The sequence below is a fragment of the Rhodococcoides sp. S146-33 genome (assembly GCF_059489205.1).
In genome coordinates this window covers 224175-237755 of sequence record NZ_JCAJWY010000001.1, presented here as the reverse complement: position 1 = coordinate 237755, position 13581 = coordinate 224175, and the positions used below count along the sequence as shown (strand labels likewise).

Sequence of the window (13581 nt, the reverse complement as noted above, 5' to 3'; positions counted from 1 at the left end):
GGCATCCCATGACTACATCTGCCATTCACGTCCGCGGACTGCGAAAGTCTTTCGGCAATAACCGTGTACTCGATGGCGTCGACCTCACAGTCGACACCGGCACTGTCACCGCACTGCTCGGATCCAACGGGGCAGGCAAGACCACCGCCGTTCACATCCTGTCGACTCTCGTTCGACCGGAGAGCGGTTCGGCGACAGTCTCAGGATGTGACGTCGTCACCGATCCCGCTGGTGTCCGCGCGGCGATCGGCCTCACCGGCCAGTTCTCGGCGGTCGATAACCTCTTGACCGGAGAGGAAAATCTGATGCTGATGGCGAGACTGCGTCATCTCGGACCGCGATCCAAGCCGCGGGTGGCGGAGTTGCTCGATCAATTCGACCTCGTCGGAGCCGCTCGAAAACCGTTGTCCACGTATTCGGGTGGTATGCGACGCCGGCTCGATCTCGCGATGAGTCTCGTCGCTCCACCACGCGTGATCTTTCTCGACGAGCCGACCACCGGTCTCGACCCACGAAGCCGACGCACCATGTGGGAGATCGTCCGATCCCTCGTGTCGGACGGCACCACGGTGCTGCTCACCACCCAATATCTCGACGAGGCAGACGAACTCGCAGATCGTGTCGCGGTACTCGACGGCGGCCGGATCGTCGCCGACGGTACCCCGGACGAGCTGAAGCGTCGTATACCCGGCGGCCACATCCAATTGTGCTTCGCCGATGTCGCAGCGCTCGACGACGCAACCCGCGCATTCGGTGATGCGGTGGTCGACGCTGACGGACTTGCACTGTCGGTACCCACCGATGGGAGCGTCCGAACGCTGCAGGCGGTGCTGGATCGACTGGGTTCCGCAGGCGTCGAGGCCGAAGACCTGAGTATCCATACCCCCGACCTCGATGACGTGTTCATGGCTCTGACCGGCCGGGCCGACAGCAAGGAAGCATTATGACCACAACGATCACGTATACGGTCGGCGACTCGATCACGATGCTCCGCCGAAATCTGCTGCACATCGTGCGGTATCCGGGCCTGACGATGTTCGTCATCGGAGCACCCGTGGTGTTTCTGATGTTGTTCGTCTTCGTGTTCGGGGGAACGCTCGGCGCAGGGCTTCCCGGTGTGGATTCCGACGGTGGACGCACTGCGTATCTGCCGTACGTGATGCCTGGCATCCTCGCCATGACGATCGCCGGCACAGCCGGGGGGACGGCAACCACCGTCGCAATGGACATGACCGAAGGCATCACCGCGCGGTTCCGAACGATGGCGATCTCGCGGGCTGCGGTTCTCGCAGGTCACGTGCTCGGCAATACGGTGCAGGCTGTTCTCGGAGTGGTGGTGGTGCTCGCAGTGGGATTCGCTGTTGGATTTCGACCGAATGCATCTTTGCTGCAATGGATCTCGGCCAGCTTGATGGTGGTGCTCATTGCATTCGCAATCAGTTGGCTCGCGGTGGCGATGGGAATGGCGTCGAAATCGGTGGAAACCGCGAGCAATCTTCCGATGCTGTTGCTGCTGTTGCCGTTTCTCGGCAGTGGGTTCGTCCCGACCGACACGATGCCGTCGGGACTGCGATGGTTCGCCGAGTACCAACCGTTCACTCCGTTCGTCGAAACCCTGCGTGGACTGTTGACGGGGGAGCCGCTGGGCACGAACCTGCCACTGGCACTTGCCTGGTGCACAGTGATCGCATTGGTGGGGTACGTCTGGGCGATGGCGATCTACGAGAAGAAGTCGGTTCGGTGAGAGCTGCTGGTCGTGCTTCGGTGCGATGGGGCGGCCTTCGCGGCGGGATTGAGCAAGAAACTTTGCAGATAGCGCGAACGTGTAAAAATCCGTGCTCTTTCTTTACATATCCCCTGCAGCGTGGCATTGTCCACGCATGATCGCGTGGCAGCCCGACTCTCCGTTCAACGAACTTCCGGCACCCCCAGGCACCGACGTGTTGGAAACGCGCGCGGTATTGAAGGCTGCCATCGCGGCAAACACTGCGCTAGCAAAGCTCGACCAGGCAGTTGTATCGATACCGAACCCGACGGTGCTCATCAACTCCATTCCGTTGTTGGAAGCACAGGCGAGCTCCGAAATCGAAAACATCGTCACTACGACAGATGAGCTCTTCAGGCACCTCGGCGACGACGCGGCAGCCGACCCGGCTACTCGCGAGACGCTTCGATACCGGACCGCGCTCAAAGTGGGCTTCGATCGAACAATCGAGCGCGGGTTGACGGCGGCCACGGCAATCGATGTCTGCAGCACGATCAAGGGGCGGAAGATGCAAGTCCGGGCCATGCCCGGTACGCGCATCGGCAACCCGGTTACGGGTGAGGTGACGTACAGCCCACCCGAAGGTCGTGACCTGATCGAGGCGAAACTCAGCGAGTGGGAACGCTTCGTACATGCTGACAACGGGATGGACCCGCTGGTGCGGATGGCCGTCGCGCACTACCAGTTCGAGGCGATCCATCCGTTCGCCGATGGCAACGGCCGAACCGGGCGAATCCTCAATGTGATGCTCCTGATCGAGGCGGGTCTCCTGAGAATGCCCGTGCTCTATCTCTCGCGATACATCATCGACACCAAGAACGACTACTACCGCTTGCTACTGGCTGTGACGTCGCAAGCGGCGTGGGAGCCGTGGGTGCTGTATGTCCTCGCCGGCATCGAACGGACGTCGAACGACACGCTCAGCAAGATCGAAGCGATCCGTGCGCTTCAGGACGACTTCAGCATGCGAGCCCGTGCAGTCACCAAAGGAGGGGCTGATTCCGAGTTTCAGTCGGTGCTGTTCGAGCAGCCCTACTGTCGAATCAAGACCGTCGTCTCTCGATGCGGGGTTTCGCGGCCGACAGCAACTGGCTGGTTGAACGCACTGGTAGAAGCTGGCCTGCTGCAGGAGAGCAAAGTTGGGCGGGATCGCCTGTTCATCAACCGAGAGTTTCTTCGACTGCTGGTCAGGGCAGAAGGCTCCGCAGGCCAGATCTGAGTGGCAAGAAACTTGGCCCATCGCAAAAACGTGTAAAATTCGGGGCATTCTTTTTACACATGATCGGGGCTCAGACCACCGCTGCGGGTCTGTTCGACGCTTTGTCCGGTGTCGGTCCGATCCCCGCGCGTACTGAGGTCAGTGGTCGTTGCCTGCGCTACCCGGGACGGTGGTAGTAGCCCGTCAATTCCGTAGCGGTCGTCCAGCCGAGTTTGGTGTACAGCGCTCGCCCGTCCGACGTAGCACCGAGAACTGCACGCGATCTGCCGGCTCGAAGTGCACCCTGCTCGAGGTGGTTCATAACGATCGAGCCCAGGCCACGGCGGCGATGTGAATCCTCGGTCACAATCTGGTCCGGCACAACGAAAACCTGACCCAAGCCGATCTGCCCGCGCGCAGCCAACTCGCCGGTTGCGGTACGAATCTCCGTTGTCAGCAACGTATCCGACGGCTGAACGGTTCGCACGTCATAGCCGTCGGGTACCGGTACCGCGGTGACTTCGGTGATCTCTCGCAGCATGAACCACGCAGGATCGGTCCTGACCCATTCGGTAGAAAACAATGAACCGAACGCCGGCGCCCCCGCGTACTTGATGCAGGCATTCCGCGGTTGTGGTCTCTCGACAATCGATTCGACCTGTTCGGCGGTCGGAGTGTGCAAGACGGATCGACGAGATTCTTGCGTCGTACCGGTCTCGATCGCCCAGCCTCCCGCGATCTCGACCGGTGCCGGCGTGAGACGCGAGTGCGCCCAACCTCGAACCCAGCCCTCGACGTAATCGGACTGCCTCATACGACCGCCGCCGCATGCGTGCTCGACCCGACGGCCGCCGTCGGACCAATTCCAGGGGATAGTCCAGCGAGGATGTCGATTGCCGAGCTGATTTCGGGCAGTGAACGAGTGAAGGGAATGCGCTGATGATCGTCGAACGCGTATCCCGTGCCGAATCGCAGTCCCGGTGCCAGCAGCAGGCCGTGAGAGTGGGCTTGGGCGACCAGCGCACTGGATCGGATGCCGTCAGGTAGGGAACACCACAAGGCCAGGCCTCCATCCGGGACGCGAAACTGCCAATCCGGCAACCGGTCTCGCATCAGAGCAACGGTGTGATCACGTGCGACTCTCGACGTGTCGGCGCGCACCCGGCGCACCTCGTCGTACTTGCCCATCAATTCGACCGCAGCGAGTTGATCGAAAATGGACGCCGAAAGTTGGCGTCGCGCATAGGTTGCGGTGACTCTCGCCAGTAGGCCTGCTTCGGCGCGCACCCAGCCGACTCGCAGGCCGCCCCACACCGTCTTGCTGATCGACCCGATCGTCACCGTCGCGATGTCCGGGGTCGCCGCTCCGAAGGGTTCGATGTCGGGTGAGTCGTCCAGCGAAAGATCTGCCGCAACCTCGTCGACGATGGTCAGTACCGCGTGGCGGTGCATGGTCGCGGACAGTTGGCGTCGGGTCCGGAGAGGGAGCCGTGCACCGGAGGGATTGGAGAAGTCCGGCATGAAATACGCCAGCGTGGGGGCACTCTGACGCGCGGCCCTGTCTGCGGACGCCACGAACTCCTCGGTGTTCTCAGGATCGATCGGCACCGGGATGCAACGACCGCCGAACGAGTGAACGAGTTCGACGACAACCGGATACGTCGGGTGCTCGATCAGTACCCGGGCGCCCGGCTCGGTGAACGTCGCCAACACTGCGTGGATGGCGTCGGTGGCCCCCGAGGTGACGAGAATATTGTCGGCCGTTGTAGGTACTCCGCGCCCTCGGTAATACGCGGCAACGGATTCACGGAGCTCGGGCAGACCCGACGGAGCGTAGCCGCCTGATGCGAATCGGCCCGTAATCTTCTCGGCCGCAACGCTGTATGCGTCGGCAAGCAAGGGCGAGGCCGACGGTGATGCGTTGACGAATCCCAGATCTGCAGTCTCGCGATCGCCGCCGAGGGTTCCCCACGACGGCAGCGAGCTCGTCGGGGAAACATATGTGCCAGAGCCGCGTTGAGCGCTGATCCAGCCACCCTCACGGAGATGGCGATAGGCCGACGCCACCGTGACCCGGCTGACGTCCAGGCTGATCGACAGAGCCCGCTCGGCGGGCAACCGCGTCTGAGCCGTCACCTCACCGTTCTCGATCAACCGCCGCAACTCGTCGGCTATGCCGAGGTAGAGCGGGCCACCGGATCTGTTCCGCAGCGTCGACGGGTCGATGCGTGCTGCCAGATCCGGGGCCGAGATCGCGGTGGCGTCGAACGAGTCCATGCAGTCCACTGTTGCACACTGGACTGCACTATTCATCCCTAAAGCAGTCCATTGTGGTCACATGATCGCAATTGGAGCTGTATTGGCCTTGTCAGTGCTCGGAGCGGGATGGACTGTGGTCGCATTGCGCGACGGTGGGAGAAGTGCGCCCACCGGCCCTCCGCGCAGTCGGGTGCAGGCGGATTGACGGGTGCCGTCTACCCGGACTCGGTGTACATCCTGCGCAGGGATTGCCTGAAGGCGACCGCGGCGGGCGGTAGATAGCGATCGGTGACCCAGCCGACTCCGATGACGCGCGAGACGTCCTCGGCGAGATCGACCTCGACCAGGTCATCGCGGGGTACCGCCGCCGACGGCAGCAGCGCGATACCGAGCCCGCCGCCCACCAGGCCGCGAAGAGTTTCGATATCGGTTCCCTCGAACGCGATACGGGGTGTGGTGCCGAACCGCCGACATGCGTCGTCGAACACGCGACGCAGGGTGTGTTCGGCGTCCAGTGCAACGAAGGATTCCTCCGCCAGTTCGGAAAAGCGAAGCCGTCGTCGGCGCGAGAACTTGTGACCGCGCGGTAGGACGAGGAGAAGCTTCTCGACGTAGAGCGGCTCCCACGTCACCTCGAGCGAGTCGACGAACAGCCCCGGAACGCTGAGGCAGAGATCCGTGACGCCCGTGGACAGATCCGCGATCACATCGCGGCCGGAACGCTGGTGTAGCTCGAAGTTCACACCGTCGGAAATGCCGCGGTGTTCGCGAATTGCTTTGGGGACAACCGTCGCTCCCAGTGAATGCAGAAATCCGAGCGAGACGGTGCCTGCTGTTGCACCGGCCGACTCGCGCACCGCAGCGATACCGACGTCGATGCTGCGGGCTACATCCGATGTCGATTCGCGAAACGTAGTGCCGTAGCGGTTCAACACGTTCACCCGTCCCTTACGGGTGAACAAGGGGACACCGATTTCGGCCTCCAGTGATGCAATCGCACGGCTCACTGCGGACTGCGACACGACCAGGTGTTCGGCAGCCGGCCGTAAGCCCCCGAAATCGGCCACGGCATGGAAATACCGTAGCTGGTACAGCTCCATCGACACGTCCCTTCACTTGCGATATACGCAACTATAAGCCGCAAAACTATCGATAGACGCGGCAGTTCAGCCGTCGTAGCGTCGAGAACATGACACCGACCGAAGACGACGACACCACAGCCATCCCGACCGCGTGGCTGTTCACTCCCGGCACCGACCCCGAGCATTTCGACGTCGCTGCCCGATGCGGTGCCGGAGTCGCGATCCTCGACCTGGAAGACGCCGTCGCGAAAGACCACAAGGACCGCGCCCGCGACTCGGTCATAGAGCACCTGAAGACACGCGATGTCGGCGACGTCCGTAGTGCCGTGCGGATCAATCCACCGAACACGGTCACAGGCCTGCGAGACCTCCTGGCACTGGCCGACTCCGGCGTGGCACCCGATTATGTGGTCGTGCCGAAAGTCGACGCGGCGGCAACCGTCGATATTGTCGCGGAGGTACTCGCGGATGCCGGCCTGGTTACCGGCGTTGTTGCGATGATCGAAACAGCCTTCGCTGCAACAACTCTGCACACGATAGTCCAAGACGCCAGATCGCCGATCGCGGCACTGATGTACGGTGCCGCCGACATGGCGGGAGATCTCGGTGCCGAAAGTGGCACTGCTGTTCTCGCGCAGGCACGGTCGGCCTGCCTGCTGGCCGCAGCAGCGGCAGGGATTCCCGTCATCGACACACCTTGGTTCGACATTGATGACGCGGCCGGACTCGGCATCGATACCGCGGACGCAGTCCGCAGCGGATTCAGGCCAAAGCCGCCGTTCACCCCGCACAGATCGCACCCATCGTCGAGCGATTCACGCCCTCGGCTGACCAGATCGACTGGGCAACACATGTTGTCGACACAGCAACACGAGGTGTCGGAACGGTGGACGGACAGATGGTCGACGAGGCCATCGCTCGCCGAGCGCGTCGAATACTCGCACGCGCGCGGCGCTGAACACGCCGATACTTATCAAGAAAGAGAACAGGAGCGAACATGGACCCGATTCTTCCCGCGTACCGGGAGTTGGCACCCAACACGTACCGCGAGACCTCAGGCCTCTACTTCGAGGACTTCGTCGTCGGCGATACCTTCGAGCACCGTCCCGGGCGCACCATCACCGACACCGACAACATCTGGATGACGTTGTTGACCATGAACACTCAGCCCGTGCACTTCGACGCCGCATACGCTGCGGGTACCGAATGGAAGAAGATGCTCGTCGATTCGACCCTGACGATGTCGATGCTGACCGGCATGAGCGTACGCACGGTCAGTGCCAAGGTGGTCGCCAATCTCGGGTGGGACAAAGTCCGCGCGACGCATCCCGTCTTCGCCGGCGACACCCTGTACGCAGCGAGCCGCATCCTCTCCACCCGGGAATCCGCGAGCCGTCCCACTCAGGGAATCGTGACGGTCGAGACCACCGGCACCAATCAACACGCCGATGTGGTGATGACCTTCGAGCGAACCATGTTGATCTACAAGCGCGGACACGCGCCCGAGCAGGAGGTGAACTACTGATGACAACCACAGCAACCAACCGAGCCGCCGCCGAATACGCGGCCAAGCTCACCGACGCCCGAACGGCCGTCGCCGATGTTCGGAGCGGTTCCACGGTCGCTCTCGGGCAGGCAGCCGGACAACCTCCGGCACTGATGCGCGCCTTGGCCGATCGAGCCCGGCGGGCCGAGATCGACGAGGTGAAGCTCTACTACTTCCATGCCGAGCAGCCGATGCAGGAGAGTCTGCTGCAGTACGAACTGATGGGTGCCCTCGAGCCACACTCCATGTTTCTTCAGCGAGCGGAGCGTGAGCTCATCGTGCGCGGAGACCGGGACGGACGGAAGGTGGTGTCTTTCGTGCCGAATTCGTTCAGCCAGTCCATCCGATTGTTCGCCGAGCGAATCCCGGTCGATACCTTTCTCGTGACAGTCTCGCCGATGGACAGCAACGGTTACTTCACCTTCGGGACCAACAACGACTACACCAGTTCGGTTGCGCGCCAGGCCAAGAGGCTTGTCGTGGAGGTGAACGACCGCATGCCGCGGGTGTTCGGCGCGTCGGCGCTGCACGTGTCCGAGATCGACGCCATCGTGGAGCACACCGAGGAACTGCCCGCGCTGCCGCAGCGTCGGGCGGGTGAGATCGACCGCGCGATCGCGCGCCGCGTCGCGGATCTGGTTCCCGAGCATGCGTGTCTGCAGATCGGGGTCGGCGGACTCCCACAAGCAGTGTGCGAGATGCTGGCCGACCGCACCGATCTCGGTATCCACACCGAGGTTCTCACCCCTGCACTCGTGCGGTTGATCGAATCCGGCGCGGTGACCAACCGGTACAAAAGCATCGATCGCGGCACATCGGTGTTCACCTTTGCGATGGGGGACAAAGAGTTCTACGACTTCCTCGACGACAATCGCGGAGTCGAAAGCCACCCCGTCGACTACGTCAACGACCCGGCGGTGATCGCCCGCAACGACAATGTGGTGTCGGTGAACTCGACGGTGGAGATGGACCTGACCGGTGCCTGCAACTCCGAGTGGCTCAACGGTCACCAATACAGCGCATCGGGCGGCCAGGTCGACTTCGTGCGAGGGGCATACAGCTCGAAGGGGGGCGTGTCGGTCATCGCATTCGCGTCGACCGCACGAGGTGGCACGGTGAGCAAGATCGTCCCGAAGCTCTCGGGTCCGGTCACCACAGCGCGCAACGACGTCCACTGGGTCGCCACCGAGTACGGAACCGTGAACCTCAAGGGGTTGTCGTCCACGCAACGTGCGCAGTCGCTCATCGGCCTGGCTCATCCCGATCACCGGGCCGAACTCACCGAAGCCGCACGCGCACAACACCTCATCTGACCCACCGACACAGAACCGGAGCTCGCCATGAAGATCGAATCCCTCGACCACCTCGTCATCACCGCCTCGGACCCGGCCGCGACCGTCCGTTTCTACACACACATACTCGGCATGACCGAACAGACCTTCGGCTCCGGCCGGACTGCGCTGCTGTTCGGGAGCAGCAAGATCAATGTGCACCAGGCCGGTCACGAGTTCGAGCCCAAGGCGGACGTACCCACACCGGGCAGTGCCGACCTGTGCTTTCTTGTCTCCACGCCGATAGCCGATGTCGTCGAACAGCTGCACGCTGCTGAGGTGCCGATCGTCGAGGGACCGGTGACGCGCACCGGTGCCACGGGACCGATCCTGAGCGTCTACGTGCGAGACCCGGACGGCAATCTGATCGAGCTGTCGAACCCGGCGTGACTACTCGGTAGTGGACCGACTGCAAATAGCAGACGCGACCGGCATACGCGGAGGACAATCGACTCCATGCCCGCTCCCTTCGAATTCTCCACTCTCGATCTACCGCTCGAGGAGCGGATCGAGCGGTGGGAGGGGCACAATGCGGACGTGCTGCTCGGGCTGCGTTGCCGCATGTTGGAGGTGAAGCAGCTCGAAGCCACCGGAACGAACCTTCGACTCGGATCGATGGACCTGGCGCGCGTCGTCGGAACGTCGCACGTGGTGGAACGGGATGCGGAGTTGATTCGGCAGCAGCCGTCGGACTCGGTCGTGATGTACTTCAGTCTCGTCGGCGATGCATTCTTCTACTCGGAGGACGGCATTCGTACCGTCGGACCGGGCCAGGGTTTGTTGCTCGACGCCGACACCGCCTTCATGCGGGGCTTCTCCCACGGCCTCGAGGAGCTGGTGGTGAAGATGCCGCGATCGCTGTTCGCGGACGTCGCGGGTACGGCGGCACCCACAAGCCCGACGGTGTTCGATTTTTCCGCGAGCGGCAACGTTCATGCCGCAGCGCTCGCTCGGCAGGTGGGGCGAGCAACGAGTCGACACGACCCGGTAGCACCCGACGAGAGCGCAATCCTCGAACTCGTCTCGGTGCTGACCACCGGTGCCCGCGCGAATCTGAACTCCGCTCATCGAGCGGCGGCGCGTTCGTTCATCGAGCAACGCCTGCCCGACGCATCGCTGTCTGCCGCGCACGTGGCACGCGCGGTGGGAATCAGTGCCCGACACCTGTCACGGGTGTTCGCCGACGACGGCATCAGCGTGCCCAAGTACATTCTCGAGCGGCGGCTCACGCGTGCCCACGCGCAGCTCACCGCCCCCTTCGATGCGTCGGTGACCATTGCCGACGTCGCTCGATCGTGCGGGTTCTCGTCCGCCACCTATTTCTCTAGTTCGTTCGTGGCCAGATTCGGCCGGCGCGCAACCGACGTCCGACGCGATGCCGTGATCATGCGATCGGCGGGGTGACACTCACGAAATCGGCCATGTGTGTCGGTTTGCGCCGAGCTCGGCGCGATTTCGACTCCTCCCCGGAGTGATGCAGGACACTCGATCGCAGGGCCCGAAACGAGAGTCGGGCACGACGAAGGGTGATCACATGCCGGTGTTCGACGACGGTCAGAAGGCAACCGCACTGCCCGATTCCTCGGTGGTGGAGACCGACGTGCTCATCGTCGGATCGGGTCCGGCGGGCGGATCGGCGGCCTTGCTGCTGTCCACCCTGGGCATCCCCAACATCATGATCACCAAGTACCGCTGGACGGCCAACACTCCCCGCGCGCACATCACCAATCAACGGACGATGGAGATCTTTCGTGACGTGGGAATTGCCGAGCAGGTTCTCGCCGACGCGACGGCGCACGAACTCGTCGGCGACACGGTGTTCTGCACGTCCATCGCGGGCGAGGAGATCGGCCGAATTCGTACGTGGGGAACCGGTGCCGACCGTGAAGCGGACTACCAGCTTGCGTCGCCGTGCCTGACCGTCGACATTCCGCAGACCTACCTCGAGCCGATCCTCGTCAAGAACGCGACGATGCGAGGAACGCAGACTCAGTTCTCGACCGAGTACCTCTCCCATGTGCAGGACGATGATGGGGTCAGTGTGTCGGTGATGGATCGACTGACCGGACACGAGTACACGATTCGAGCCAAGTACCTCATCGGCGCGGACGGAGCGCGCTCGAAAGTGGCGGCCGACATCGACCTTCCGTTCGAGGGTGCGATGGACATCGCCGGGTCGATGAACATCACGTTCAAGGCAGACATCGCCGAGTACGTCGGGCATCGACCGTCGGTGCTGTATTGGGTGATTCAGCCCGGATCGAATGTGGGCGGTATCGGTGCCGGCTTGGTGCGGATGGTGCGGCCCTGGAACGAGTGGCTCGTCGTCTGGGGATTCGACATCTCGGCACCGCCACCGGTGGTCGACGAGGCTGCCGCCGTCCAGATCGTTCGGAACCTGTTGGGCATGCCGGATCTTCGTGTCGAGATCACGGGAACCTCGCTGTGGGGCAACAACGAAGCGCATGCCACGCATCTGCAGAAGGGTCGCGTGTTCTGTGCCGGTGACGCGATCCATCGGCATCCGCCGAGCAACGGACTCGGTTCCAATACATCGATCCAGGACTCCTACAATCTTGCCTGGAAGCTCGCCGCGGTGCTGAAAGGTACCGCCGGTGAATCATTGCTCGAAACCTACAGTGCCGAGCGGGCACCGGTGGCGAAGCGGATCGTCGAGCGGGCCAATCGCTCCAGTCGTGAATTCGTCGGCCTGTTCGAGGCTCTCGGTGTCACCGATGCGAAGACCGAAGCGGAGATGATCGAACGAATAGAGGAACGTAAGGCGAACACTCCTGCCGGAGCTGCCAAACGCGCGGCACTCGCTGCCGCCATGGAGACCAAGAACTACGAATTCAATGCGCACGGCGTCGAACTGGGACAGTTCTACACATCATCGGCCATAGTGGCGGACGGCGCTCCACCCGAACCGACACGAGACCGCGACCTGTACTACCAGGTGTCGACCCTGCCCGGATCTCACCTACCCCACGCGTGGGTGGGCGATCATCTGCACAAGCGGGCGATGCTCGATCTTGCTCCGTACGAACGCTTCACACTCATCACCGGAGTTGCCGGCTCGGCGTGGGAGTCGGCCGCGGACAAGATCGCCCACGAACTCGGGGTACCGCTCGAGACAGTCGTCATCGGACCGGGTCGCGAGGTGACCGATCTGTACTTCGACTGGGCGCGGTTACGTGAGGTATCCGAGAGCGGCGCGTTGCTCGTGCGCCCCGACAAGCACATCTGTTGGCGCGCAGACGGACTGGTCGCGGATCTCGACGGTGCACTTCGCGAGGCTCTGACCGCGGTGCTGTCGCGATGATCCGTGATTTCGCCTACGAGGCCAACCCGATGCGGGTGCGATTCGGCTCCGGTTCTCTGGAGAGCGTGGCCGAGGAACTCGATCACCTCGGACTCCGCCGGGTACTGGTGCTGTGCTCCCCGAGCCAGCAGAGCGTCGCCGACCGCGTTGCATCGATCCTCGGCGATCGTTGCGTAGGAACACGTTCCGATGCCGTCATGCACGTTCCCGCCGAGCTGGCCGCCCGAGCGAGCGCGGAGGCCGTCTCGCTGCGGGCCGACGGCTGCGTGACCGTCGGCGGAGGATCGGCCATCGGGCTCGGGAAGGCCATCGCCCTGAAACATCGCTTGCCGATCGTGGCTGTGCCCACCACCTATGCCGGGTCCGAAATGACACCGGTATGGGGCATGACGACCGACGGACACAAGGAAACCGGCCGCGACACAGCCGTATTGCCGCGCACCGTTCTCTACGATCCCGACCTGACGACGGGCCTCCCGGTAGGGCTGTCGGTGACCAGCGGCATCAACGCCGTCGCTCATGCGGTGGAAGCGTTGTACGCACCGGACATCAGCCCGATCATCGCACTGATGGCGGAGGACGGGGTGCGGGCGCTCACGTCGGCACTCCCGGCGATCGTCGCTGATCCGTCCGACCCCCAGGGCCGTGGTGACGCCTTGTACGGAGCCTGGCTGTGCGGAGCGACGCTCGGTGCCACGACGATGTCTCTGCATCACAAGCTGTGTCATGCATTGGGCGGAACGCTGAATCTGCCGCACGCCCCGACTCATACAGTGGTGCTACCGCACGTGTTGGCCTTCAACCAGTCGCACGCACCGGGGGCGGTGGCAGCTCTGGCACGGGCGCTTCCCGGTACCGCGGACCCGGCGCAACGGCTGTGGGACCTGTGCCGGACCCTCGACGCGCCTCGATCCCTGGCCGAACTGGGCATGCAGGAGAGCGACATCGACCGGATCGCCGAAGAGGCGACCAGCCGCTCCTACGGAAACCCCCGCCCCGTCAGCCGCGAGGCGGTAACCACAATTCTTCGAGCAGCATGGGCCGGGGACCGGCCGAGCGAGAGCGAACAGTGAGCGAG

At 63.3% G+C, this 13581-nt stretch carries 13 protein-coding genes; 10 read left to right on the top strand and 3 right to left on the bottom strand.

Going from position 1 to position 13581, the window contains the following annotated elements; genetic code table 11:
• Positions 1–8: 8 nt before the first annotated feature.
• The 3 genes from AC5WEY_RS01120 (at position 9) to AC5WEY_RS01110 (ending at position 2984) form a co-directional block, all read left to right on the top strand.
• The gene (locus AC5WEY_RS01120) at positions 9–947 is read left to right on the top strand and encodes an ATP-binding cassette domain-containing protein (protein ID WP_495644333.1); all 939 of its coding nucleotides are present in this window, start codon (positions 9–11) and stop codon (positions 945–947) included.
• Entirely contained in the window at positions 944–1744 is an 801-nt protein-coding gene (locus AC5WEY_RS01115) for an ABC transporter permease (protein ID WP_495644332.1), read from the top strand. Before AC5WEY_RS01120 ends, AC5WEY_RS01115 begins: the two co-directional genes overlap by 4 nt.
• Before the next feature lie 136 nt (positions 1745–1880).
• On the top strand, positions 1881–2984 hold the full coding sequence (locus tag AC5WEY_RS01110) for a Fic family protein (RefSeq protein WP_495644331.1): 1104 nt from the start codon (positions 1881–1883) through the stop codon (positions 2982–2984).
• A gap of 157 nt (positions 2985–3141) precedes the next feature.
• Here AC5WEY_RS01110 and AC5WEY_RS01105 read toward each other — a convergent pair whose 3' ends face one another.
• The 3 genes from AC5WEY_RS01105 to AC5WEY_RS01095 form a co-directional block, all read right to left on the bottom strand.
• Entirely contained in the window at positions 3142–3504 is a 363-nt protein-coding gene (locus AC5WEY_RS01105) for a GNAT family N-acetyltransferase (RefSeq protein WP_495644330.1), read from the bottom strand.
• Between the two features lie 269 nt (positions 3505–3773).
• Positions 3774–5240 (bottom strand): aminotransferase-like domain-containing protein, encoded by a 1467-nt coding sequence (locus AC5WEY_RS01100; RefSeq protein WP_495644329.1) that lies wholly within the window; start codon positions 5238–5240, stop codon positions 3774–3776.
• Positions 5241–5437: 197 nt separating this feature from the next.
• On the bottom strand, positions 5438–6322 hold the full coding sequence (locus AC5WEY_RS01095; protein WP_495644328.1) for a LysR family transcriptional regulator: 885 nt from the start codon (positions 6320–6322) through the stop codon (positions 5438–5440).
• A gap of 89 nt (positions 6323–6411) precedes the next feature.
• Between AC5WEY_RS01095 and AC5WEY_RS01090 the strand changes: the two genes are divergently transcribed.
• The 7 genes from AC5WEY_RS01090 (at position 6412) to AC5WEY_RS01060 (ending at position 13576) form a co-directional block, all read left to right on the top strand.
• A complete protein-coding gene (locus AC5WEY_RS01090; RefSeq protein WP_495644327.1) occupies positions 6412–7449 on the top strand; it encodes an HpcH/HpaI aldolase/citrate lyase family protein in 1038 nt (345 codons plus the stop codon).
• On the top strand, positions 7332–7829 hold the full coding sequence (locus tag AC5WEY_RS01085; RefSeq protein WP_495644326.1) for a MaoC/PaaZ C-terminal domain-containing protein: 498 nt from the start codon (positions 7332–7334) through the stop codon (positions 7827–7829). Before AC5WEY_RS01090 ends, AC5WEY_RS01085 begins: the two co-directional genes overlap by 118 nt.
• The gene (locus tag AC5WEY_RS01080) at positions 7829–9163 is read left to right on the top strand and encodes an acetyl-CoA hydrolase/transferase family protein (protein ID WP_495644325.1); all 1335 of its coding nucleotides are present in this window, start codon (positions 7829–7831) and stop codon (positions 9161–9163) included. Before AC5WEY_RS01085 ends, AC5WEY_RS01080 begins: the two co-directional genes overlap by 1 nt.
• A gap of 27 nt (positions 9164–9190) precedes the next feature.
• Positions 9191–9571, top strand: a complete 381-nt coding sequence (locus AC5WEY_RS01075; protein ID WP_495644324.1) for a VOC family protein — start codon at positions 9191–9193, stop codon at positions 9569–9571.
• A gap of 66 nt (positions 9572–9637) precedes the next feature.
• Positions 9638–10585 carry a helix-turn-helix domain-containing protein gene (locus tag AC5WEY_RS01070; protein ID WP_495644323.1) on the top strand — a complete coding sequence of 316 codons (948 nt, stop codon included), beginning with the start codon at positions 9638–9640 and terminating at the stop codon, positions 10583–10585.
• A gap of 130 nt (positions 10586–10715) precedes the next feature.
• Positions 10716–12503: an FAD-dependent oxidoreductase gene (locus AC5WEY_RS01065; RefSeq protein WP_495644322.1), complete on the top strand. Its 1788-nt coding sequence runs from the start codon at positions 10716–10718 to the stop codon at positions 12501–12503.
• Positions 12500–13576: a maleylacetate reductase gene (locus tag AC5WEY_RS01060; protein WP_495644321.1), complete on the top strand. Its 1077-nt coding sequence runs from the start codon at positions 12500–12502 to the stop codon at positions 13574–13576. Before AC5WEY_RS01065 ends, AC5WEY_RS01060 begins: the two co-directional genes overlap by 4 nt.
• The last annotated feature ends 5 nt before the right edge of the window (positions 13577–13581 follow it).